This window comes from Sinorhizobium sp., from assembly GCF_059070375.1.
On the sequence record NZ_JCACWC010000003.1, the window covers coordinates 1,987,216 to 2,008,725 of the forward strand.

General features: G+C 62.7%; 23 protein-coding genes and 1 pseudogene. 13 read left to right on the forward strand and 11 right to left on the reverse strand.

The features are described from left to right. Positions 1 to 16: 16 nt before the first annotated feature. Together AC5J09_RS21645 and AC5J09_RS21650 are read right to left on the reverse strand one after the other, a co-directional pair. On the reverse strand, positions 17 to 625 hold the full coding sequence (locus AC5J09_RS21645) for a pyridoxamine 5'-phosphate oxidase family protein (RefSeq protein WP_494298453.1): 609 nt from the start codon (positions 623 to 625) through the stop codon (positions 17 to 19). Between the two features lie 95 nt (positions 626 to 720). Beyond that, positions 721 to 1,638: an alpha/beta fold hydrolase gene (locus tag AC5J09_RS21650; protein WP_494298454.1), complete on the reverse strand. Its 918-nt coding sequence runs from the start codon at positions 1,636 to 1,638 to the stop codon at positions 721 to 723. A gap of 44 nt (positions 1,639 to 1,682) precedes the next feature. Here AC5J09_RS21650 and AC5J09_RS21655 point away from each other — a divergent pair, with 44 nt between their 5' ends. Next, a complete protein-coding gene (locus AC5J09_RS21655) occupies positions 1,683 to 2,174 on the forward strand; it encodes a MarR family winged helix-turn-helix transcriptional regulator (protein ID WP_275597819.1) in 492 nt (163 codons plus the stop codon). 42 nt (positions 2,175 to 2,216) lie between these two features. On the opposite strand, the gene AC5J09_RS21660 is transcribed toward AC5J09_RS21655, so the two are convergent. Then, positions 2,217 to 2,591 (reverse strand): gamma-butyrobetaine hydroxylase family protein, encoded by a 375-nt coding sequence (locus AC5J09_RS21660; protein WP_324761876.1) that lies wholly within the window; start codon positions 2,589 to 2,591, stop codon positions 2,217 to 2,219. Positions 2,592 to 2,749: 158 nt separating this feature from the next. Between AC5J09_RS21660 and moaA the strand changes: the two genes are divergently transcribed. From moaA to mobB, 4 genes and pseudogenes are all read left to right on the forward strand, one after another. Beyond that, positions 2,750 to 3,799: a GTP 3',8-cyclase MoaA gene (gene moaA / locus AC5J09_RS21665; protein ID WP_100673085.1), complete on the forward strand. Its 1,050-nt coding sequence runs from the start codon at positions 2,750 to 2,752 to the stop codon at positions 3,797 to 3,799. 261 nt (positions 3,800 to 4,060) lie between these two features. Then, positions 4,061 to 4,969 carry a DMT family transporter gene (locus AC5J09_RS21670; protein ID WP_324761877.1) on the forward strand — a complete coding sequence of 303 codons (909 nt, stop codon included), beginning with the start codon at positions 4,061 to 4,063 and terminating at the stop codon, positions 4,967 to 4,969. Positions 4,970 to 5,017: 48 nt separating this feature from the next. Next, positions 5,018 to 5,098 (forward strand): annotated as a pseudogene (locus AC5J09_RS21675) (molybdenum cofactor guanylyltransferase MobA); the annotation flags it as partial. Beyond that, positions 5,095 to 5,619, forward strand: a complete 525-nt coding sequence (gene mobB / locus AC5J09_RS21680) for a molybdopterin-guanine dinucleotide biosynthesis protein B (protein ID WP_100673083.1) — start codon at positions 5,095 to 5,097, stop codon at positions 5,617 to 5,619. The pseudogene AC5J09_RS21675 and the gene mobB, both read left to right, overlap by 4 nt. 106 nt (positions 5,620 to 5,725) lie before the next feature. Here mobB and AC5J09_RS21685 read toward each other — a convergent pair whose 3' ends face one another. After that, complete coding sequence (locus tag AC5J09_RS21685; RefSeq protein ID WP_494298455.1) at positions 5,726 to 7,978, reverse strand: OmpA family protein; 2,253 nt, start codon at positions 7,976 to 7,978, stop codon at positions 5,726 to 5,728. 406 nt (positions 7,979 to 8,384) lie between these two features. Between AC5J09_RS21685 and AC5J09_RS21690 the strand changes: the two genes are divergently transcribed. The 4 genes from AC5J09_RS21690 (at position 8,385) to AC5J09_RS21705 (ending at position 11,436) form a co-directional block, all read left to right on the forward strand. Further along, positions 8,385 to 9,167, forward strand: coding sequence for an ABC transporter substrate-binding protein (locus tag AC5J09_RS21690; protein ID WP_275597814.1), 783 nt, complete (start codon positions 8,385 to 8,387; stop codon positions 9,165 to 9,167). Between the two features lie 195 nt (positions 9,168 to 9,362). Continuing rightward, a complete protein-coding gene (locus AC5J09_RS21695) occupies positions 9,363 to 10,166 on the forward strand; it encodes an ABC transporter permease (protein WP_100673080.1) in 804 nt (267 codons plus the stop codon). Next, a complete protein-coding gene (locus AC5J09_RS21700) occupies positions 10,163 to 10,993 on the forward strand; it encodes an ABC transporter permease (protein WP_018095163.1) in 831 nt (276 codons plus the stop codon). Before AC5J09_RS21695 ends, AC5J09_RS21700 begins: the two co-directional genes overlap by 4 nt. 176 nt (positions 10,994 to 11,169) lie before the next feature. Then, on the forward strand, positions 11,170 to 11,436 hold the full coding sequence (locus AC5J09_RS21705) for an usg protein (protein ID WP_026168618.1): 267 nt from the start codon (positions 11,170 to 11,172) through the stop codon (positions 11,434 to 11,436). A 28-nt stretch (positions 11,437 to 11,464) separates the two neighbouring features. On the opposite strand, the gene AC5J09_RS21710 is transcribed toward AC5J09_RS21705, so the two are convergent. Together AC5J09_RS21710 and AC5J09_RS21715 are read right to left on the reverse strand one after the other, a co-directional pair. Further along, a complete protein-coding gene (locus AC5J09_RS21710) occupies positions 11,465 to 12,169 on the reverse strand; it encodes an SDR family oxidoreductase (RefSeq protein WP_018095165.1) in 705 nt (234 codons plus the stop codon). A 118-nt stretch (positions 12,170 to 12,287) separates the two neighbouring features. Continuing rightward, positions 12,288 to 13,013 carry a DUF2270 domain-containing protein gene (locus AC5J09_RS21715; protein WP_198516786.1) on the reverse strand — a complete coding sequence of 242 codons (726 nt, stop codon included), beginning with the start codon at positions 13,011 to 13,013 and terminating at the stop codon, positions 12,288 to 12,290. A 286-nt stretch (positions 13,014 to 13,299) separates the two neighbouring features. Here AC5J09_RS21715 and AC5J09_RS21720 point away from each other — a divergent pair, with 286 nt between their 5' ends. From AC5J09_RS21720 to AC5J09_RS21730, 3 genes are all read left to right on the forward strand, one after another. Then, positions 13,300 to 14,127 (forward strand): class I SAM-dependent DNA methyltransferase, encoded by an 828-nt coding sequence (locus AC5J09_RS21720; protein ID WP_494298456.1) that lies wholly within the window; start codon positions 13,300 to 13,302, stop codon positions 14,125 to 14,127. 68 nt (positions 14,128 to 14,195) lie between these two features. Continuing rightward, complete coding sequence (locus AC5J09_RS21725) at positions 14,196 to 15,065, forward strand: NAD(P)-dependent oxidoreductase (RefSeq protein WP_494298457.1); 870 nt, start codon at positions 14,196 to 14,198, stop codon at positions 15,063 to 15,065. Further along, entirely contained in the window at positions 15,062 to 15,799 is a 738-nt protein-coding gene (locus AC5J09_RS21730; RefSeq protein ID WP_494298458.1) for a DNA alkylation repair protein, read from the forward strand. The genes AC5J09_RS21725 and AC5J09_RS21730 overlap by 4 nt, the downstream gene beginning before the upstream one ends. A 384-nt stretch (positions 15,800 to 16,183) precedes the next feature. Here the strand turns inward: AC5J09_RS21730 and AC5J09_RS21735 are convergent, their stop codons facing one another. From AC5J09_RS21735 to AC5J09_RS21745, 3 genes are all read right to left on the reverse strand, one after another. Further along, a complete protein-coding gene (locus tag AC5J09_RS21735; protein WP_003535303.1) occupies positions 16,184 to 16,672 on the reverse strand; it encodes an Lrp/AsnC family transcriptional regulator in 489 nt (162 codons plus the stop codon). A 64-nt stretch (positions 16,673 to 16,736) separates the two neighbouring features. Next, complete coding sequence (locus AC5J09_RS21740; RefSeq protein WP_494298459.1) at positions 16,737 to 17,366, reverse strand: uracil-DNA glycosylase family protein; 630 nt, start codon at positions 17,364 to 17,366, stop codon at positions 16,737 to 16,739. Next, positions 17,359 to 18,078 carry a thermonuclease family protein gene (locus tag AC5J09_RS21745; RefSeq protein ID WP_494298460.1) on the reverse strand — a complete coding sequence of 240 codons (720 nt, stop codon included), beginning with the start codon at positions 18,076 to 18,078 and terminating at the stop codon, positions 17,359 to 17,361. The genes AC5J09_RS21740 and AC5J09_RS21745 overlap by 8 nt, the downstream gene beginning before the upstream one ends. Before the next feature lie 150 nt (positions 18,079 to 18,228). On the opposite strand from AC5J09_RS21745, the gene AC5J09_RS21750 reads away from it, so the two are divergent. After that, the gene (locus AC5J09_RS21750) at positions 18,229 to 19,764 is read left to right on the forward strand and encodes a sensor histidine kinase (RefSeq protein WP_100673073.1); all 1,536 of its coding nucleotides are present in this window, start codon (positions 18,229 to 18,231) and stop codon (positions 19,762 to 19,764) included. A gap of 74 nt (positions 19,765 to 19,838) precedes the next feature. Here AC5J09_RS21750 and AC5J09_RS21755 read toward each other — a convergent pair whose 3' ends face one another. Together AC5J09_RS21755 and cobT are read right to left on the reverse strand one after the other, a co-directional pair. Then, the gene (locus AC5J09_RS21755) at positions 19,839 to 20,252 is read right to left on the reverse strand and encodes a diacylglycerol kinase (RefSeq protein ID WP_100673072.1); all 414 of its coding nucleotides are present in this window, start codon (positions 20,250 to 20,252) and stop codon (positions 19,839 to 19,841) included. A gap of 231 nt (positions 20,253 to 20,483) precedes the next feature. Continuing rightward, complete coding sequence (cobT, locus tag AC5J09_RS21760) at positions 20,484 to 21,500, reverse strand: nicotinate-nucleotide--dimethylbenzimidazole phosphoribosyltransferase (RefSeq protein WP_018095176.1); 1,017 nt, start codon at positions 21,498 to 21,500, stop codon at positions 20,484 to 20,486. Positions 21,501 to 21,510: the final 10 nt, after the last annotated feature.

Below are 21,510 nucleotides of genomic sequence, written 5' to 3' on the forward strand. Positions count from 1 at the left end.
TAGCCGCCGCGGCCGCCTACCACATGGTCTTCGCGGCGCGGCCGGGCCATTCCCGGTCATAGCTTTCCTTGTCGAAATCGGCCTTGGCAGCCTTCAGCAGCGCGCCCGGCGTCGGCAGCGAGGCGGCATCGGCGAAGCGCTCCGCATTCCAGAGCTGTGAACGGATCAGAGCCCGGGCGCATTGGAAATAGACCTCGCCGATCGTTACCACGACGACGCTGCGCGGGTGCTTCCCATCGATCTCGAAGGAACCGGTCAAATCCGGGTCGACGCTGACGACGGCGGTGCCGTTGATGCGGATGGTCGTATTCGATCCGGGCACGAGGAAGAGCAGCGCCACTCTCGGATCGCGCACGATATTTGCAAGCGAGTCTACCCGGTTGTTACCGCGCCAGTCGGGCATCAGCACGGTCTTGTCGTCCGCGACACGGACGACGCATCGATCGTCGCCCCGCGGCGAACAGTCGAGTCCCTCAGGACCGACGGTGGCGAGCGCTGCGAAGGGCGACGCTTCGATCATTTCCCGGTATTCGGCCGTCAGTGCAGCCGTTACCTTGACGATCGATGCCTCGCTCGCGCCGCCATAGAGCGCCTGCAACTCCTCGACCGTTCCGATAATCGTCATCTCATCCCTCCTGCAACGGTGCTGCGGCTGTCACGCCGAAATGGCGATCTCTGCGCGCTCGTTTCGAGGAATAGCATGACGACCTGATGACGCCATCAGGCGATTTTTGACATGGGAGCCTCTTTCCTGCGCTCCCAGAGAAATTCGTTGATCTTCTCGATGACCGGAGCGGCGGAAACGATGCGGCGATGGCCGAGACCGTTCGCCCAGTGCAATTCCACATTTGGTCCGACCGCACCGTAGCGGCGCGCGTGATCGGCGGGGACCTCCTTGTCGTCCTCGGCATGGATGACCAGAACCGGCCTGCGGAGTGCCGCCAGGATGCGGGTGGCATCGAAACCCTCGATGCGACGCCCGGAGAGCCGCTCCACCATGCCCTCGAAAGCTGCCTGCGCCTTCGGCGCGAGCCCCAACATCCGGCCGAAGCCCCTGAAGAGCCAAGTCATTTCGCTTGGCGCACCGATCAGGACCAGTTTCCCCGGAACGCGCGCCGGTACGTCGCAGAGCACTGCCCCGGCCGCGCAGGCGAGGCTCGCGCCGCCGAAGGAATGGCCTATACCGACATCGAATCCGTCGAAATGGCGCCACGCCGCATCGATCGCCCTCACCGCTTGCGGCATGGTCAGTGTCCGCCCGGGCGACGCTCCATGACCCGGCAAGTCGAGCGCCACCACCTCCGCGCCCGAGGAGAGCAGGCCATCGATCAGGGTTGCCAGATAGTCGCTGCGAGATCCCCAGCCGTGCGCGACCAGTACCCGCGGCCCACGACCGCCGTTGCGGCATTCGAAATGGCGAGCGGCAGCCCAGCCGCCCGCAAAGGACAACGTGACCTTGCGCGACCGTTGCATGATCGGCACTGCCGCTTTGAGCAGTGCCGCCTCCTTGCCGCTTTTTGGCTTCCGGCTCGGAGTGCGGCAGAAGATCCAGAATGCGGACTTGCCTGCCTTGTCGGCCGAAAACGCGGAAACGGCCTTCAGCGATAGACGGATGACCTTGATCGCAAAGGATGGCATAGTGGAGCTTTCTAATGTTCAACCATGAACATAATTGTACAACGATGAACAAAAAGCAAGCACAGATCGAAAATCACCACTTTCCCTGGGATCATCCTCGTTTTCGAAGTTGGATCGCCGTTGCCCGCGCCTGTCAGCTGATGCAGCAGACATTGACGCGGCGGCTGAGCCATCTGGATGTGAAGCCGCCGCACCTGGACATCCTGGTCAATCTCTACCGCTTCGACGGCATCACCCAGCAGGAGCTTGCACGCAAGCTGCTCGTCGGCCGCTCGAACATGAGCATGCTGCTGCCGCAGCTCGAAAAGCGCGGCCTCATCGAAAGGCGAGGCGACGCAAGAGACAAACGCGTATTGCGTCTGTCGCTGACCTCAGCCGGAAGGACCTTGACCGAGGAAGCAATGGAAATTCAGACGGCGCTCATCGAGAGTTCGCACGGCGGGGAGCCGATCGAGGACTGCGTCAAGGTCGCCGAGTCGATGGAGCGGATCATCGCCACCCTGCTCAAGGAGGATGAATTGGCGGCGGGAGGCTGACCGAGGCTGCCCGGTCGGCGGTCCCCCAAAGGCTGCGAGACGTCAGCGCGGCTTTTCGGCCTTGTCGCGCGACATACCCTTGTCGGCGAGCTCCTGCTCATAGGCATTGAACAGCTCTTCGCCTTTCTCGCCGAGCTCCCGCAGATAGGTCCAGGTATAGATGCCGGTGTCATGCGTATCGTCGAAACCGATTCGCACCGCGTAATTTCCCGTCGGCTGGACCGTGATGATCTGGACGTTGCGCTTGCCCGGAACCGTCACCCGCTGGCTCGGCCCGTGCCCTTGCACCTCTGCCGAGGGCGAGAGGACCCGCAGAAGTTCCGCGGACAGGTCGAAGGCCACGCCGTCGTCGAAGGTGACGGACAGGCGGTGGCGGTCCCTGGATATCCGCAGTTCGGTCGGCCAGAATTCGCTCATCGTCATTGCTCCGTGTTCGTCCCCGTTCAGTAAAGCAGAATTGAACGGCCGGAAATCGCCCCCAGAAGGCTTTCCAGATATTTGAAACAGTTTGCGACAGGATGCGCCTTGACGCGACCCTTTTTGACCACGACATTGAAAGCGCAGGGAGAAAAGACTTGAACACGGCCGCTATAGACCAGACCCACGCCAGACCGCTCGACACCACGACTGCCCCGATGGTCGATCCATTTGGCCGCGCGGTCACCTATCTGCGCGTCTCTGTCACCGACCGCTGCGACTTCCGCTGCACCTATTGCATGGCGGAGCACATGACGTTCCTGCCGAAGAAGGACCTGTTGACGCTGGAGGAACTCCAGCGGCTCTGTTCCGCCTTCATCGCCAAGGGCGTACGCAAGCTGAGGCTCACCGGCGGGGAGCCGCTGGTGCGCAAGAACATCATGTTCCTCATTCGCGAACTCGGCAAGGAGATCGAAGCGGGACGGCTGGACGAACTGACACTCACCACCAACGGCTCGCAGCTTTCGAAATTCGCCGCCGAACTCGTCGATTGCGGCGTGCGGAGGATCAATGTCTCGCTCGACACGCTCGATCCCGACAAGTTCCGCCAGATCACCCGCTGGGGCGAATTGGCAAGGGTGCACGAAGGCATCGACGCGGCGTTGGCAGCCGGATTGAAGGTGAAGATCAACGCCGTTGCCCTCAAGGACTTCAACGATGCCGAGATACCGGACCTGATGCGCTGGGCGCATGGCCGCGGCATGGATCTGACGCTGATCGAGACCATGCCGATGGGCGAAGTGGACGAGGACAGGACCGACCATTACCTGCCGCTCTCGGAGATGCGCAGGCGGCTCGAGGCCGACTTCACGCTCAATGACATTCCCTACCGCACCGGCGGCCCGGCCCGCTATGTCGAGGTCGCGGAGACCGGCGGGCGCCTCGGCCTGATCACGCCGCTCACGCACAATTTTTGCGAAAGCTGCAATCGCGTCCGGCTGACCTGCACCGGCACGCTCTATATGTGCCTCGGCCAGAACGACGCCGCCGATCTGCGCGCCGCACTGCGCGCCACCGACGACGACGCCTATCTCGGGCAGGTCATCGACGAGGCGATCGGCCGCAAGCCGAAGGGCCACGACTTCATCATCGACCGCGAACACAACCGCCCCGCCGTCGCCCGGCACATGAGCGTCACCGGGGGATAACGGCGACAGTTCTGCCCCTCATCCGCCTGCCGGCACCTTCTCCCCGCAAGCCGGGCGAAGGGACAAGCGTCAGTGCCTTGCGCGGCACGAGTGCTGCGGGCGATGCGCGACATCTCCTACCGCATCGGTTTTGAAGCGCTCAGATCTTTGATCTTCCGGATGTTTTTGTCCTTTAATCGGATAGGATTTAAGGAACATGCAGTAGGGATTCGCCACGCCGGGAAGCCTCGCGCCGTTCGGCCACAGCTATCAGGAATGAGAATGCGCTCGTCAGCCAATTTCCGCGGCATCGTCTTCATGTGCCTCGCGATGATCGGGTTCGCCTGCAACGATGCGCTGGTAAAATCGGTCACCGGGGCCATGAATACCGGCCAGATCATGTTCATCCGCGGGTTGCTGACGACGCTGATGGTGGTCGTAGTCGCATACCGGTTCGGCGCCTTTCGGCCGGTTCGGACGATCTTCAGGCCGGCCATCCTGCTGCGCATCGCCATGGAGGCGCTTGCATCGGTGACCTATATCTCCGCGCTCGGCCAGATCCCGCTCGCCAACGCTTCGGCGATCATGCAGGCACTTCCGCTGGCGGTCACGCTCGGCGCCGCGCTGTTCCTCGGCGAGCCCGTCGGCTGGCGGCGGTGGGCGGCGATCGTCGTCGGCTTCGCCGGCGTCCTCGTCGTATTGCGTCCTGGTCCCGAGGGCTTCACCGCGGCGGCCCTCACCGTCGTCGCCTGCGTCTTTTTCACTGCGACCCGCGACCTCTGCACCCGCCGCATCGGCACCGACGTGCCGTCGCTGTACATCACGGTGACGACCTCTCTCGTGACGACGCTGGTCGGTGCGGCCCTCATCGTCCCGCTCGGCGGCTGGCAACCGATGTCTACCACGTCGCTCAGCCATATCGCCGGCGCCAGTGTGCTTCTGATGCTCGGTTACCAGACGATCGTACTCGCGATGCGCGAGGGCGAGATCTCCGTGATCGCGCCATTTCGCTATATGAGTCTTCTCTGGTCGGTCACCCTCGGGGTCGTCTTCTTCGCAGAGACGCCGGACCGCTGGATGCTGGCGGGCGTCGCCATCATCATCGGTTCCGGCCTTTATACGTTCTACCGCGAGAGCAAGCGCGGCCGGCAGGCGGTCGCGCAGCGCGCACTCGGCGGACCCCTGGAATAGCTGAGGACGTTCTCGATGACAGGCGGCCCCTCCCATGCCACCTTCCCTCCGGCAGTCAACATCAACACCCCCGAAGAGCTTCAGCGGGCTGAGGCCTGGTTGCCCTATATCGAGGATCGCGAACCATGAACGACCCCTTGCGCCCACCGAAGATTTTCGGCATCGCCGGCTGGAAGAATTCCGGGAAGACCGGACTGATGGTCCGCCTTGTCAGCGAAATGACCCGGCGCGGCTATATGGTCTCCACGATCAAGCACGCGCATCACGACTTCGACATCGACAAGGTCGGCGCGGACAGCTACCGCCACCGCGAGGCCGGCGCGCACGAGGTAACGATCGTTTCGTCGACGCGCTTCGCTATCATGCATGAATTGCGTGGGGCGCCGGAGCCCACATTCGAAGAGATCTTGTCCCGGCTTGCCCCTTGCGACCTGGTACTGATCGAAGGCTACAAGCGCGAGCCTGTCCCGAAAATCGAGGCGCGCCGCGAGGAATCGGCCAATCGCGAACCGCTCGCACCGAACGATCCGCATATCCTGGCCATCGCTGCCGATCATCCGGTCGCGGACGCCGGCCTCCCCGTATTCGACCTGGACGACACGCAGGCGATCGCCGATTTCATCGAGAAGGTCATCGGACTGCGTGACTGACGGTCGAGCGGACGGCATCAATCCAAGCGCACAGGCAGCTTGCAGAACCGACAAATAATCGGGGCCGGTTTCCCGGCCCCGATGTCAGTTCGCACGCCTCGTTGACCTACCGCTGCGCTACAGGACGCACCAACGGCGTGACGCGGCGAATGGTGACGCGGCGGTTCTCCTGCTCCGGCCCGTCCGTGCGGATCTTGAGGAACCGCTCGCCATAGCCCTGGGTGACGAGGTTTTCGGCCGGGATGCCATAGACCTCGGTCAGGAGCACTGCGACGGATTCGGCACGCTCGTCGGAAAGGACGAGATTGGACTGATCGGCGCCAACGGCATCCGTGTGACCCTCGATAAAGAAGGTTTCACCCGGATCCTTCTCCAGGATCTTGTTCATTGCCTCCGCGACGTTGCGCATGGTTTTCGCCTGCGACATCGATACCTCGGCGCTTCCCGTCGCGAAGGTGATGGTGTCGAGGTCGATTCGGCGAACCTTGTCGCGCAGGCGGGCGGAGTGACGCACCTCGTCGATGGTGTAAACGCGTTCGACCGACTCGACCGGGGGTTCGGACAGGAACTCGTAGTAATCCCGGTTCGGATCCTCGGCGACATCGACGATATATTCGTCCACCGGTATCGTGAGACGCATCGGTGGCAGGTCGTAACCTACGTCTATGATTGCGGGCCGGTCTTCTTCGTATTCCGGCGCGTACATCATGACGTATTCCTCGCCGTCACGATCGACGCGCGTGCGCGTCAGGATGTCTCCGTATTCGTTGTAGATGGTGACGATCCGATAGCCGCCCGGGCGGACGATCGTTTCACGGACGCGACCTCGCGAGAGATTTTCATAATAGCTCTCTTCCGAATTCCTGCGCAGGCGCGGCCGGTCGTCACCGCGCACGAAGATGCGATCGCCGACCCCGAGGATGACACGGTCCTCGTTTTCTTCGACGACCCTCACCTCCGTGACGTTGTTCTCGGTGGTGTTGTTGACGGTCGTGTTGTTGACCGTTGTGTTGTTGATGACAGTGTTGTTGATGATGTTGGTCGTCTGCGGCACCGCAAAGGTCGGCGCCTCCTCAACCCGCTCGCCCTCTTCGCTGAGCACAGCCTCGATCTTCTGAGGAATTTCTTCCCTGGCTTCGGCCGGGATCGCAGCCTGCGCCGCTGCATCGTCGGCCGGCGGTTCTACGCTCTCTTGGGTCGTACGCAATTCCTCGCGCTGCTTCCGCCGTGTTTCTCGCGCCTGGTTGCCGCCGGAAATGTCGGCATCCTTGTCGCTGTCCAGGACAGCCGCGCCTTTCTCGACCGGGAGGACGACGGTCTCGTCGGAGGCTGCGGGGTCCTCCGCGATTTTCTGCTTTTCTTCCGTCGAGCGCTCATCGACGACTTCGGGAGCCGGTTGGCCGGCGGGCTGCTCACCCTGCTGTTCAGCGGTTGCGGGTTGTTCGGCGCCGGGAATCGACTGCTGCTCGCCCTCGCCCGTCTGCTCGGCGGGCGTCTCCGTCGCGGGCTGCTTGGCGGTCGTGCCGCTCTCAGGTTCGGCGCTCGGCTGCTCGGCGGCCTTCTGTTCTTCCGTCTGCCGCTGCTCTTCGGCCTGTTGCTGGCGTCTCTTACGCGTAGGCTCCTGTTCCTCGGCCTGCTGCGGCGCGCCCTCCTCGGCTGCGGGCTGCTGCTCTTCCGCCTGCTGCTGACGCTTCTTGCGCTTGGGGGCCTCTTCTTCGGCCTGCTGGGGAGCACTCTCCTCGGCCGCAGGCTTCTGCTCTTCGGCCTGCTGCTGGCGCTTCTTGCGCTTGGGGGCCTCTTCTTCGGCCTGCCGCGGAGCGCTCTCTTCGGCTGCGGGCTGTTCTTCCGCCTGCTGCTGGCGTTTCTTGCGCCGGGGAGCCTCTTCTTCGGCCTGCTGCGGAGCGCTCTCTTCAGCCGCGGGCTGCTCTTCGGCCTGCTGCTGGCGTTTCTTGCGCCGCGGAGCCTCTTCTTCGGCCTGCTGCGGAGCGCTCTCTTCGGCTGCGGGCTGCTCTTCCGCCTGCTGCTGGCGCTTCTTGCGCCGCGGAGCCTCTTCTTCGGCCTGCCGCGGGGCGCCCTCTTCGGCTGCCGGCTGTTCTTCGGCCTGCTGCTGGCGCTTCCTGCGCGGCTTTTGCTGCTCCTCGGCCTGCGGCTGTTGCTCCTCCGCCTGCCCCTGCGATTCCTCGGCCTGACGCTGCTTGCGCTTCAGCAACAGCAGATCCTCGGGCGACTGTTGGCCCTCTCCTTCCTGAGCGACTTCGAACGGAGCAGTCAGGCTGTCAGCGAAGGCCGGCTGGATCATCAGGGAGGCCGAAAGAACGGGCAAGGCCACTGTTGCGAAAAGTCTGGATCGTATCGACATTTTTTTCTTCCTCTTGTTCGGAGGTCCTGACGCTGGTGTGCAAAGGCGACTCCAATCGCCTCGCCCACCATGGCGCCCTCGTCACAGGGCCATGATCCGCGGTCCCGGCCTTTTTTGCCTCGGCCGAAATGCCGTAGCCGCAACGCCGCAACTGCGGATCGGTTCCGCTGCAAGGCCTATCGAAGGCGACATTAACCGGTCCTGAACGGCCCGTTCATCTTCTAGCGCAACTTATGCGACAATCGAAGGACATGATTCGCGTCAAACAGTGGGAAGCAAAGCTTTCCAGTTGATTTTTGCAGGAAATCCGTACGAATATCGCCGCAACCGGCGGCTTGAAGCTCCGGCGCCAATTGGCATCCGCGAAACAAGAAGAACCGGATGCCGAGCCAACAGAGAGGACATCATGCGTATTTCCAGACGTCTGGCAGCCACGGTATCGGCTGCCGTTTTCGTGCTTATGGCCGGCGCTGCCATGGCTGACGGCGAAAAGATCGTCATCGGTACCGAAGGCGCCTACCCGCCCTTCAACAATCTCGAGTCCGACGGCACGCTGACCGGCTTCGACATCGATATCGCCAAGGCGCTTTGCGAAGAGATGAAGGCCGATTGCACCTTCGTGACCCAGGAATGGGACGGCGCCATTCCGGCGCTGATCGCCAAGAAATTCGACGCGTTCATCGCGTCCATGTCGATCACCGAGGAGCGCAAGGAAAAGGTCGACTTCACCAACAAGTACTACAACACGCCTCCGGCCATCGCGGTGCCGAAAGATTCGCCGATTACCGAAGCGACCGCCGCAGCCCTCTCCGGCAAAATGCTGGGCGCACAAAGTTCGACCACGCATTCCAACTATGCGGAAGCGCATATGAAAGAGTCGGAACTGAAGCTTTACCCGACCGCGGATGAATACAAGCTCGACCTCGCCAACGGCCGCATCGACGCGGCAATCGACGACGTCGTCGTGCTGTCGGAATGGCTCAAGACGGACGATGGCGCCTGCTGCAAGCTGCTTGGCACCCTGCCGATCGATCCGGTCATCAATGGCGAAGGCGCGGGTATCGCGCTCCGCAAGGGCGACAACGCTCTGCGGGAGAAGTTCAACAAGGCGATCGACGCCATCCGCGCGAACGGCAAGTACAAGGAAATCAACGAAAAGTACTTCCCCTTCGACGTCTACGGCAGCTAATCTCGGCGATTCCTGCACATCTTGAGGCTTTATGCCGGGATAATCTCGGTTGATGAAGAAAATGCAACGGCGGACGGGCTTGCCCTTCCGCCGTTTTTGTTTGACAAGGAATCACGAAAATAAGCGTCTAGCGCGCGGCGCGGCTGAAGAACAAAAACGCGGTAGACGCCAGAATACGCAACGGGAACTATTGGCATGAGCGGACTGTTTGCCGCCCTTTCCTCCGGTCTCTCCTGGATCGGCGCGATCATCGATCCGCTATGCGGTCCTCTCGGGGTATTTCGGTGGTTCGGATCGGATACCCTTCTCGCGTGCGGAGACGCAGGCTGGGGCGATGAAATCGCCTATGGATTCCTCGTCACCGCCAGCCTGGCGATCGCGACCCTTCCAGTGGGATTGATCATCGGCTTCTTCATTGCGCTCGCCAAGCAATCCGAGGAAAGATCCCTGCGGCTGGCCGGCAACATCTATACGACGATTTTCCGAGGCCTGCCGGAGCTCCTTACGCTCTTCATCGTGTATTACGGCCTGCAGATCCTCGCCCAGCAGTTCCTGGCGACGATCGGTTATACGGGCGCCGTCGAGATCAGCGCCTTCGTTGCGGGGATGATCGCTCTGGGCGTGGTCTTTTCGGCCTATTGTTCCGAAGTGCTGCTTTCGGCCTTCAAGGCGATCCCCCACGGTCAGTACGAGGCCGGTGACGCGCTCGGCCTGCACCGGGGCAAGACGATGCGCCTCATCATTCTGCCCCAGCTCATCCGCATCGCGCTGCCCGGCCTCGGCAATCTCTGGATGGCGCTGCTCAAGGACACCGCCCTCGTCTCGGTCATCGGGCTGCCGGATATCCTGCGCCAAACCGGCGTTGCAGCCCGGGTGACCAAGCACGCTTTCGAATTCTTCGGCATCGCCTGCGTTCTGTTCCTCGTCCTGGCAATGATCTCCTCGGTCGTATTCTCGGCACTCGAGCGCTCGACCAAACGCGCGGAGGCACGCCGATGAGCATTGCCGAAACCATGATCCCGCCGCAGGCGCCCCCGCCGGCGCCGCCGAAGCCCTACACCTTCTCGCGCTTTTTCGGCAGCGTGGCGCTCGGCATCTGGCTGGCGCTCGGTGTCGGGATTTTCCTGACGGTCGTCAATGGCTGGGACCCCGAGAAATTCTCTCGCTACGGACCGAGCTTCCTTTCCGGTCTTGGGGTGACACTGACCCTCGTCACCTCCTCCATCCTCATGGGCGCCGTCGTTTCGCTGCCGGTGGCGCTCGGGCGCATGTCGAAGAACAGATTATGGGGCTGGCTTGCCTACGCCTATGTCTACTTCTTCCGCGGGACGCCGCTCATCACCCAGCTCTTCCTCATCTATTACGGACTCGGCAGCTTCCGTCCGCAGCTCGAATCCGCGGGACTGTGGTGGTTCTTCCGCGATGCCTGGAACTGTGCGCTGTTCACCTTCACGCTGAACACCGCCGCCTATCAGGCGGAAATCCTGCGCGGCGCCATCGAAAGCGTGCCGCGCGGCCAGCGCGAGGGGGCGGCCGCGCTCGGCCTGCCGGAGCGCGTAGCCTTCTTCAAGGTCATTCTGCCCCAGGCGATGATCGTTGCGCTGCGCCCCTACGGCAACGAAATCATCCTGATGATCAAGGGCTCGGCAATCGTGGCGATCGTCACAGTCTTCGACCTCATGGGTGAGACTCGGCGCGCCTTTTCCCGGACCTTCGACTACCAGATGTATATCTGGGCCGCGATCCTCTATCTGCTGATGGTGGAGTTGCTGCGCAACATCTGGGGCTGGCTCGAAGCCCGCCTGACCCGCCATCTGAAGCGCTGAACGCGCCTCGGGCCGCAAGCCGGATCCCGGTGGCCGGCTTGGCAGCACTCGCCGTCGCCTGCTGCCAAGCGTTTGTTTTGTAAGTGATTTCTCGCTTTACTCACCTATATTAAGGCTTGATTAAGCAATTAAGCGCTCCATCATAGAGACCAACCTTTGTGAGAAGTGAGGTCCGCATGACGAACGACATGGAACTGCAGCTCAAGGGTTACGGGCTGACGACGGCTCAGATACTTTATCGGATGCCCGATCACCCGGCTTTCCTGCAGACATACATCTGGCAACACTACGACATCGCGCCGGACTTTCCGGAAATGCACAGCTTCCTCAAATTCTGGCAGGAGAAGCTGGACGGCCCGCTGCATTCGGTACGCTATGTGCACCGAAAGCTGATTTCGGCCTCCGAATGGCGGGCTCTCCAGGGAGAGTTTATCGTCCATTAGGTTCCGGCGCAGGTCGTTGTCGGATGTGTCAGACGGATCGGGTGATGCCGCCGTCGATCCGGATGTTCTGGCCGGTGATATAGCCTCCGCGATCGCTTGCGAGCAGCGCGATCAACTCGGCCACCTCCTCCGATGCGCCGTAACGTCCCATCGGAATCCGCTGACGCCGTTCCTCCGTTTCGGGCAGACTGTCAATAAAGCCGGGCAGAACATTGTTCATGCGGACATTGTCGGCGGCATACCGATCGGCGAACAGTTTGGTGAAAGCCGCAAGCCCGGAACGGAAGACCCCCGACGTCGGAAACAAGGGGTCGGGTTCGAAGGCGGCGTAGGTGGAAATATTGACGATGCTGCCGGATTTCTGCTCCACCATGATCGGCGTCACCAGCCGGGTTGGCCGCACGACATTGAGGAAATAGACATCCATACCCCGGTGCCATTCCTCGTCGGTGAGTTCGAGCACCGGAGCCCGCGGGCCGTGCCCTGCCGAATTGATCAGCGCATCCACGCGCCCCCAGGCATCATAGGCTGCGTCGACGAGCCGCTTCAGATCGTCGTTCGACTGGTTCGATCCGGTAACGCCGATTCCGCCGAGTTCCTTGGCGAGCGCCTCGCCCTTGCCGGACGAAGAAAGGACGGCAACCCTGTAACCCTCTGCCGCCATCCTCCTTGCCGCCTCGGCCCCCATGCCGGAACCGCCGGCCGTGACGATCGCCACCTTCTGTTCGCTCATCTTGTGCTCCTTTTGGCATGACCGAGAGAAGCGCAGTTGAAGCAGGCCTGCGCGCCCGCATCAACTGAGAATTTCTGAAGGCGGGATCAGCGATGCGGCGCAGCGGTGCACGCAGGTCTCAGACATGAACCTCGCCATGCGCCAATTCGCCGGCGCCTGTCGCCCTGTGGAGCGAACCGTAGAGCACGACCGCATAGAAGAGCGCGACGCCGATCGCCACGGCAAGGCCAGGCACGGGGCCAAGAGCGGCGTTCTCGGCAACATCGGCCCAGGAACGGACATGGCCGAAAGGCTCTCCCGTGCTCGAAATCTTCGGGGAGGAAATCTTCAGCGCCCATGCCAGGAGCAGGATCAGGTACATCCAGCAATAATTGCGCTGTAACCGCCGGCAGAGGGCCTCCCTGTAGCCCATCAGGAAAGCCGGCTGGCGCAGGCTCTTGGCGATCGACACCGACCATTTGAAGCTCGGCGTGCCTTCAGGGCACAAAATTTGCGCGAAGTAGCCGCGTTCCATCTGGCGCACGCGGGCGCGATAGACGTCGAAGAAACGGTAACGCCGCGCTTCGATCAGCAGCAACAGGCTGATAAGCAGCATGGCAAAGAGAAGAACACCGTGATGGGATGACGGCGTCGAGAGCGAGACCGAAAGCATCGCTGCGACCACGGTGATCGCCCAGTTCGATGTTCGGTCTATGCGGTCCCGCCAACCGGCCATCCGCCCGATTTCGCCGCGATAATAGTGGATGATCGCGTTGATCGTCTCCTGCGGTGTCTGCGGCAGAGGCGGCGTTTGCCGCTCCGGTATCTCCGTTTCCAATGTCAACGGGCTCAATTCGGCAGACATCGGCATTCCTCCCGATTTTTCATTCTTTTAGGAATGATGACTCCTTTTCGATCAAGGTCAAATGGCGCGCGTCCCCGACCTGGTCAAAATCTTTACCGCAGGCGAATGTTCCCATCGCCGCCTCGGCGGGACCTCTCCTCGGGCCGCAAGGTGGTTTAATCCCACATTGACGGAAACCGTCGCCGTTCCGCCAAAGAACAGTTTATTATCGAGCTGAAACGGCCAGTGACAGGGACGGCCGCGACCGGCGATTGTCAAAGGCCGCCGGGGGTCGTATGAAGCGCCCATGACGCAGAAAATCAAGAAGATCGACGAGGAGGCCCTCGCAGAGGCCTATAACCGCGCGCTTGCCTTGGAGAAGTCCGGGCATTTCGACGCGGCGGCCGCCGCATATCGGGAAGTCCTGGAAATCGACCCGGAGGACCACGGCGGCGCCGCCGTTCGGCTTGCATCGATGGGGCGCGGCGAGACGCCGCTCAAGGCTGCGGACGCCTATGTGGCAACGCTCTTCGATCAGCACGCCGACGTCTTCGACAATGTTCTCGTCGACCAGCTCCACTATTGCGTGCCACTGCTCGTGCGCCAGCGGCTTCAGGCGCTCGGGCTCGGACCGTTCAAGCGGATTCTCGATCTCGGCTGCGGCACCGGGCTGACCGGAGGCGCGCTACGCGACATGGCGGAAGATATAACCGGCGTGGACCTTTCGGAAAACATGGTTGAAATCGCCCATGAGAAGGACCTCTACGAGACGCTCTATGTCGCAGAGGCGGTCGATTTCCTCGACGACAATGACGACGAACCGTTCGACCTGATCGCCGCAACCGACGTCCTGCCCTATATCGGCGCCTTGGAGCCGCTGTTCTTCGGCGCAGTCGACAATCTGGTGCCGGGCGGGCTCCTGATCTTCTCGAGCGAGAGCCTGCCGGGCGAAACCCCGGCGGGACAAGGCTTCGCCGTCGGACCGCACCAGCGCTTCGCCCACTCGGAAACCTACCTGCGCGAGCGCCTGGCGGCGACCGGGTTCGAGATCGTCGACATCACCGACATCACGGTGCGCATGGAGGAAGGCGAGCCGATAGCCGGCCAATTGGTGACCGCCCGCTTCAAACCCTGATTGCAGGCTGCTGCGGCCGCGGCTATCGTCGGCCGCAAACACGCTATCGATAAGGGAGTCTCAAGGAAATGGCCAAAGTCGCATTCATCGGTCTCGGCGTCATGGGGTATCCGATGGCCGGTCATCTCAAGGCCCGCGGCGGGCACGATGTGACGGTCTATAACCGGACTGCAGCCAAGGCGGAGCAATGGGCAGCCGCATTCGGCGGCCGGACCGCCGCAACGCCGGCCGAAGCGGCCAAGGGCCAGGATTTCGTCTTCGCCTGCGTCGGCAATGACGACGACCTCCGCTCCGTCACGACGGGAGAGAACGGCGCCTTCGAAACGATGGCACCCGGGTCGATCTTCATCGACAACACCACGGCATCGGCCGCGGTTGCCCGCGAGCTCTACGCCGCGGCGGCGGCGAAGGGTGCGCATTTCATCGACGCGCCCGTCTCCGGCGGGCAGGCCGGAGCGGAAAACGGCGTGCTCACCGTCATGTGCGGGGGCGATGCGGGGGCTTTCGACAAGGCCAGGCCCGTCATCGACGCCTATGCCCGGATGGTCGGCTTGATGGGCCCCGCCGGCGCCGGCCAGCTGACCAAAATGATCAATCAAATCTGTATCGCCGGCCTCGTCCAGGGGCTCGCAGAGGGAATCCACTTCGGCAAGAAAGCAGGGCTCGACATCGAGAAGGTGATCGAGGTCATCTCCAAGGGAGCGGCCGGTTCCTGGCAGATGGAAAATCGCCACAAGACCATGAACGAAGGTAAATATGACTTCGGCTTCGCGGTCGACTGGATGCGCAAGGATCTGGACATCGTCCTTGCCGAGGCCAGGCGCAATGGCGCCAAGCTTCCGGTGACCGCCCTCGTCGACCAGTTCTACGGCGACATCCAGGCGCTCGGCGGCAATCGCTGGGATACGTCTTCCCTGCTCGCCCGGCTCGAAAAATGACGATGGCCCCGGCGTCGACGGCGGAAGAGATCATCGAATATCTCCGCGCCCTCGGCTCGGACGAAAACATCGCAGGCATAGCGCGCTTCGGCATTGCGACCGAAACCGCCCTGGGCGTTTCGAACGTCGAGCTTCGTCGCGTCGCGCGCACGGTAAAGACCGACCATGCCCGTGCGCTCGACCTCTGGACCTCCGGCATCCGCGAAGCACGCCTGCTGGCAGCATTCACCGCGGACCCGAAGGCGCTGACGCTCGCTGAAGCGCGGCAATGGGCGAATGCCTGCGACTCCTGGGAGGTGGTCGATACCGTTGCCGACCTCTTCGTCGGTGCGCGCCTCGAGCAAGTGCTCATCCCTGAATTCGCCGCCGATGAGCGGGAATTCGTCCGCCGCCTGGCCTTCGCGATGATCGCAACAGCCGCCGTGCATCTCAAGAAGGAGCCTGATTCGACGCTGCTTGCCTGGCTGCCGCTGATCGAGACTCACGCCGCCGACGAGCGCAACTTCGTGAAGAAGTCGGTGAATTGGGCACTCAGGCAGATCGGCAAGCGCAGCCCCGCCTGCCACGGACCGGCCCTGGCGCTCGCGCAAAAGCTCGCGGCGAGCACCGACCGTACGGCACGATGGACGGGCAAGGACGCGTTGCGCGAACTGACGAACAGCAGGGTCCGCCAGCGGCTTTCCAGCGGCTCGCGAATGGTTTCTCAAGTCAAGCCCGAGTTTAACCGAGCCTGACAAACCTCGTTCTTCGAGGCCTCGCCATTCTTCATCTCCACCCGGACTCTCTGCGTCTAGCGCGCCAGTCCAGATTGAACGTCGGTCAGCGCGAAATCGTCGCCAACGTAGAGAAGAGGAGCGGAATGCCGTTTGGCCAGGGCATAGGCGAAGCAATCGCCGAAGGGCCGCCGCGCATGCCAATTCCCTTACAGTAATCCAGACGCGCCCTCATGGCGGCACGGGCAAGGTTATCGTCTATGGGCGCAATCGCTATGCGGAATTCGGACAGAAACGCGTCGAGATCGGCATTGCACGCGGCTGGGCAGCCGCATGTCTCGAGGACGCATCGCAGCATCCCTCCGCGTCAGACACGGCTTGACCCGGCGATAACGACCTGGTCGTCTAGTCCTCGCTCGACTTCGCCTGGTCGATGACCATGTAATCGAGCGGCAGTTGCGTCGTATACTTGATCTGTTCCATGGCGAAGGCCGAGGAAACGTCGCGGATCTCGATCTTGGCGATCAGACGCTTGTAGAAGGCATCATAGGCGGCGATATCCGGCACGACCACGCGCAGGAGATAATCCACGTCGCCGCTCATGCGATAGAATTCCACCACTTCCGGAAAATCCGCCACGACTTCGGAGAACCGCCGCAGCCACTCCATCGAATGCGAATTGGTGCGCACGGAAACGAATACGGTGACCTTGGTGTTGACCTTCACCGGATCGAGAAGCGCGACACGGCGGCGGATCACACCTTCCTCTTCCATCTTCTGGATGCGCCGCCAGCACGGCGTCGTGGAAAGCCCGACCTTCTTGGCGAGGTCGGCTACGGCCAAGGTCGAGTCTTCCTGCAACAGCCGCAGGATCTTGCGGTCTAGGCGATCCATGGAAAATCCTCTCGAATATTTTTCCCTCTATAGCGCGGTAATTGTGAAAATAAAGAAAATTGTTTCACGCCGTCAGCGCCCTCACCCGTTCACGCAGGAAGGGCAGCAACTCGGCCTCAAACCAGGGATGACGCCGGAGCCAGCCGGTATTGCGCCAGCTCGGATGCGGCAGCGGCAGTACGCAGACGCCGGAATTGCGTTTCGCGTAGCGTTGCCAGTTGCGCACGGTTTCTGTCATGGATTTGGGACAGTCCCTTCCAAGATGCCAGCGCTGCGCATAATGACCGACCGCAAGCACCAGCTCGATCTGCGGCATCGCGTCCATCGCCTTCTGCCGCCACAGCGGCGCGCATTCGCTTCTCGGCGGCAGGTCGCTGCCGTGGCTGTCGTAGCCGGGGAAACAGAAACCCATCGGCACGATGGCGAAATTTTGCGGATCGTAGAATGCCGCCCGGTCCACCGACAGCCATTGCCGCAGCCGATCGCCAGAGGCATCGTTGAAGGGAAGGCCGCTTTCATGGACCCGCAATCCGGGTGCCTGCCCGGCGATCAGAATCCGCGCCGACGCGGAAAGCACCGCCACCGGCCTCGGCTCGTGCGGCAGCCGGTGGTCTTCGCCGCGCGCCGGCTCGTCACGGCACCGGCGACAGATCGAGATCGTCGCCCTCAACGCCTGCAGCCGCTCCTCAGTCACCGCCGATCCTCGCCATGATCGCGCTCGAATACTCCTGAAGCCATTGAATAATGGTCTCCAACCAGTCACCCGCCCGGTGCGGGGTCTCCTCCGCACCGCCGTTCGAACGCCGCCACTCCTGCGGCCTGACGAAATCGCCGCCCCAGAGCCCTCGCCGGCCCGTTCGCGCCGTTTCCTCTTCCGCACGGTAGAGCCCATAGCTGACCGCATGACCGGAGAGGACCATTTCTCTTCCGAGGTCCGTCCCGCCAGCCGCGCAGACACCGAGTTCCCGACCATAGCGATCATGGCCATGGAGCCGGCAGACGGTCGTCGTTCCCGCGATGAGAGCAATCAACCGTTGCCGCGCCTGGGCGCCGCAGTCCCACGCGGTTTCCCCGCGTCGACACATCTGGCCGATCTCCGGGGCATCGATGCCTTCGATGCGTATGCGGCGTCCGTCGAGCCGCAGGCTGTCGCCATCGCTCACCGACGCCGAGCCGCGCAACTCGCCGGTCACGGGCCGTTCCGACGGCGGCAGCTGCGCGGCTATGTAGGCGCCGATGCCGAGCAGGATCAGGAAAATCCAACCGCCGGCCATCCCGCCGCTGCCGGACGGCCTCCTGCGCCGCTCGGGAAACCCGGAGCGACCAAATCCAAAGCGCCTTCCGGAAGAGCCCGGGCCTGCGCCGCTGCCGCCGACGATCCGGAATCTGCGGTTTTCCGACTTCACGCCCCACGCCTCCTCGTGTTGTTCTTCCTGCCCATCCCGGCCTCGAAAACCGCAATCGCGCCACAATGGTTGCCGAATCCTTCATGGGGGCAGCAACTTCTTAAGGATTGCATCCTAGAGTGCAAGCTGAACCCAATCCTGACCAGAAGCATGAGCATCGCCGCCAGCACATCGACCGACAAGATCATCGTGGACAAGTCGCGGAGCCATCGAAACAAGGCTGTTTCGAAGACCGTTCGCGCGACGCGTCAGCGGCTGCAGACCGGTTCCTCGGCACCCTCCGGCTTCGAACGGGAAATGCTCCTGCTACACATCGAGTCCGTGCTCCACGGCGCGATGGCCCTGCCCCTCCTCGTGATCCTGATCGCCGCCAGCGGCATCTACCTCTCGGGCGACCCGCATTTTCTCGCCTGGGCCTTGTTGGCGCTTTCCGCGCATGCGGTCACCATCTTTCTCGCGCGAAAGGCCAAGCGCGAGGATGTGGTCGCCGAGAAAGTGTCCGTCTGGCGCCGCCGCTTCCTCGCCGGCCAGATGCTGACCGGCCTTTGCTGGGCGATCTTCACGCTCCCGGATTGTGCGTCCTGCGGCGAGATCGCTTCCGGTCTGTTCGAGGGAACGGTGCTCTTCATTGCCCTTGCGGTCACCGCCATGGGCACTTTTCTGTTGCGGAACGCCCTCTATTACACGTTTCTGCCTGTCATGGCCGCGCTCGGCTTCTCCTCACTCACGACCGGTGATGCGGTCGATGTCGGCCTCACGGGCATTCTGGCGCTCTCGCTTGTCTTTCTGGCGTTCATGACCGACAGGATGAACCGCGCCAACGTTCATATCCTTTCGGTACAGTCCGAGAAGGACGATCTCATCGCCGAACTCGAGGTGGCGAAGTCCATGTCGGACGAGGCTCGCCGCCGCGCCGAAGAGGCGAATCTCGCCAAATCCCGTTTCCTGGCCTCGATGTCGCACGAGCTGCGCACGCCGCTCAATGCCATCCTCGGCTTTTCGGAGGTCATGTCGACAGAGGTGCTCGGACCGCTCGCCAACCCGACCTATAAGGAATACACGCTGGACATCCATCGCTCCGGCGAGCACCTCTTGAATCTCATCAACGAAATTCTCGATCTTTCGCGTATCGAAGCCGGCAAGTACGAGCTCAGCGAGGACGCGGTAAACCTGGCGGAGATCGTGGAGGATTGCATCGGCATGGTTCAGCTCCGTGCGCGCGGCAAGAACATAACCATGGCCCATCAGTTCGAACAGGCGATGCCGTCCGTCTGGGCGGACGAGAAAGCCATGCGCCAGGTGACCCTCAACCTTCTTTCGAATGCCGTCAAGTTCACCCCGTCGGGCGGTGAGGTCAGCGTAAAGGTCGGCTGGACCGCCGGCGGCGGGCAATATCTTTCGATCAGAGACAACGGCCCCGGCATTCCGGAAGAGGAGATCCCGATCGTCCTTTCCGCTTTCGGCCAGGGTTCGATCGCCATCAAGAGCGCCGAACAGGGCACCGGCCTCGGTCTGCCGATCGTCCAGGCGATCCTCGCCAAGCATGGCGGCCAGTTCATCCTGCGCTCGAAACTCCGCGAAGGTACCGAGGCGATCGCTATCCTGCCGCCGCGTCGCGTTCTGCAGAGCTTGCCCCCGGTCGAGGACGTCCCGTCCCTCACCCGCCGGCGAAGGAGCTTCGCGTAAACGCTTGCCGGGCGTGCTCCACTTCTTCATTCCCGTGCCTGTCACGGAAATGAGGGTGGTGCCGGCGTCGCGGATCAGCCCAGGAAGCGAGCGAGAAATATCACGTACAGCGCATAAGCCGCATTGGCGAGAATGAGGCAAAGGCACGCGAAGGAGCCGAGATCCTTGGCGTTCCTGCCCATCTCCGAGATCTCCGGCGAGACGCGGTCAACAATCTCCTCGATCGCGGTGTTGATCGCCTCAAAGGCCATCATCAGCAGAAACAGGATTGCCATCGCGACATACTGGAACAGGTTCGCGCCGACGATCGTGAACGCGACCATCGCGACGGCGAAGGCGATGAGTTCGTGCCGAAAGGCCGCCTCGCCGATCAGGCGCTTCGCACCGCCGAAGGAATAGCTGGCCGCCGCGAAAAGGTGCCGGAAGCCACGATGCTTCTGAACGGGCGCGGTGGCGCCGTTGCGGGAGGTAGTGTTCTTGACGTCCATTTCTTCTCGCGGGTTGGGAGAGGGCACAGCTTCGACGTTCCTATTGAGGCGAATCAAAGGCGGTGGCAATGCCGCATTGCGAGGCCACCCGAACCGAATGACCCGACTTATCCCCGATATGCGAGAAGCCGCCCCGCATCAATAGCTGCACGGCACGAGCATAGCACGCATGACGGCCGATCGACAGCAAGCTCCGAGCGTGCTGACGCGCGTGGGCGGGCCGGGCCTGCCTTACTCCTTGTTGCTTACGCCAGCCTGCGCAAAGGTCGCCATGCCGCTGTGGCAGGCAGCCGCCGCCTTGACGATGCCTGCTGCAAGAGCCGCGCCCGTGCCTTCGCCAAGCCGCATGCCGAGAGCCAGGAGCGGTGTCTTGCCGAGTTTCTCGATCGCCCGCATGTGACCGGGCTCGCTTGAAACATGGCCAATCAGGCAATGGTCGAGCGCCGCCGGGTTGGCGGCCTTGAGGATCGCCGCGGCCGCGGTCGCGACGTAGCCGTCGATGATGACGGGCACCTTCTGCATCCGCGCCGCGAGAATTGCGCCCGCCATCGCCGCGATCTCGCGGCCGCCGAGCCGCCGCATGACTTCGAGCGGATCGGACAAGTGATCGCGGTGCAGCGCCACGGCCTTTTCGACGGCGGCGATCTTGCGCGCGAGCACCTCGCCTTCCGAACCGGTGCCGGGACCGACCCATTCCTCTGCCGTGCCGCCATAGAGGCCGAGGTTGATGGCGGCCGCGATCGTCGTGTTGCCGATGCCCATTTCGCCGATGCACAGCAGATCCGTGCCGCCGGCAATCGCTTCCATGCCGAAAGCCATGGTGGCGGCGCAGTCGCGCTCGGAGAGAGCCGGTTCCTCGGTGATATCACCGGTCGGATAGTCGAGCGCCAGATCGAAGACTTTGAGGCCGAGATCGTGTGCCACGCAGATCTGGTTGATGGCAGCACCGCCGGCGGCGAAGTTCTCGACCATCTGCGCCGTCACCGAAGCGGGAAAGGGCGTCACTCCCTGACGGGTCACGCCGTGATTGCCGGCGAAGATCGCGACGAGCGGTCGGTTGACCGCCGGCGGACGTCCCGTCCAGGCGGCAAGCCAGAAGGCGATTTCCTCGAGGCGCCCGAGAGCGCCGGGCGGCTTCGTCAATTGCCCGTCCCGCTCGCGCGCCGCAACGAGTGCCGCCGTATCCGGCCCCGGCAGGTTGCGCAGTAGTTCGCGGAAATCATCAAACGGCAGGCCGCTGGCGCTCATGGATCATCCT

Bases quoted from the DNA above. Each gene is read 5' to 3' on its own strand.
- AC5J09_RS21755 (WP_100673072.1), bottom strand. From the start codon at position 20,252: ATGGACGTCAAGAACACTACCTCCCGCAACGGCGCCACCGCGCCCGTT.
- AC5J09_RS21715 (WP_198516786.1), bottom strand. From the start codon at position 13,013: ATGTCTGCCGAATTGAGCCCGTTGACATTGGAAACGGAGATACCGGAG.
- AC5J09_RS21650 (WP_494298454.1), bottom strand. From the start codon at position 1,638: ATGCCATCCTTTGCGATCAAGGTCATCCGTCTATCGCTGAAGGCCGTT.
- AC5J09_RS21685 (WP_494298455.1), bottom strand. From the start codon at position 7,978: ATGTCGATACGATCCAGACTTTTCGCAACAGTGGCCTTGCCCGTTCTT.
- cobT (WP_018095176.1), bottom strand. From the start codon at position 21,500: ATGAGCGCCAGCGGCCTGCCGTTTGATGATTTCCGCGAACTACTGCGC.
- mobB (WP_100673083.1), top strand. From the start codon at position 5,095: ATGAACGACCCCTTGCGCCCACCGAAGATTTTCGGCATCGCCGGCTGG.
- AC5J09_RS21690 (WP_275597814.1), top strand. From the start codon at position 8,385: ATGCGTATTTCCAGACGTCTGGCAGCCACGGTATCGGCTGCCGTTTTC.
- AC5J09_RS21695 (WP_100673080.1), top strand. From the start codon at position 9,363: ATGAGCGGACTGTTTGCCGCCCTTTCCTCCGGTCTCTCCTGGATCGGC.
- AC5J09_RS21720 (WP_494298456.1), top strand. From the start codon at position 13,300: ATGACGCAGAAAATCAAGAAGATCGACGAGGAGGCCCTCGCAGAGGCC.
- AC5J09_RS21700 (WP_018095163.1), top strand. From the start codon at position 10,163: ATGAGCATTGCCGAAACCATGATCCCGCCGCAGGCGCCCCCGCCGGCG.
- AC5J09_RS21655 (WP_275597819.1), top strand. From the start codon at position 1,683: ATGAACAAAAAGCAAGCACAGATCGAAAATCACCACTTTCCCTGGGAT.
- AC5J09_RS21735 (WP_003535303.1), bottom strand. From the start codon at position 16,672: ATGGATCGCCTAGACCGCAAGATCCTGCGGCTGTTGCAGGAAGACTCG.
- AC5J09_RS21710 (WP_018095165.1), bottom strand. From the start codon at position 12,169: ATGAGCGAACAGAAGGTGGCGATCGTCACGGCCGGCGGTTCCGGCATG.
- AC5J09_RS21660 (WP_324761876.1), bottom strand. From the start codon at position 2,591: ATGAGCGAATTCTGGCCGACCGAACTGCGGATATCCAGGGACCGCCAC.
- AC5J09_RS21730 (WP_494298458.1), top strand. From the start codon at position 15,062: ATGACGATGGCCCCGGCGTCGACGGCGGAAGAGATCATCGAATATCTC.
- AC5J09_RS21725 (WP_494298457.1), top strand. From the start codon at position 14,196: ATGGCCAAAGTCGCATTCATCGGTCTCGGCGTCATGGGGTATCCGATG.
- AC5J09_RS21645 (WP_494298453.1), bottom strand. From the start codon at position 625: ATGACGATTATCGGAACGGTCGAGGAGTTGCAGGCGCTCTATGGCGGC.
- AC5J09_RS21670 (WP_324761877.1), top strand. From the start codon at position 4,061: ATGCGCTCGTCAGCCAATTTCCGCGGCATCGTCTTCATGTGCCTCGCG.
- AC5J09_RS21750 (WP_100673073.1), top strand. From the start codon at position 18,229: ATGAGCATCGCCGCCAGCACATCGACCGACAAGATCATCGTGGACAAG.
- AC5J09_RS21705 (WP_026168618.1), top strand. From the start codon at position 11,170: ATGACGAACGACATGGAACTGCAGCTCAAGGGTTACGGGCTGACGACG.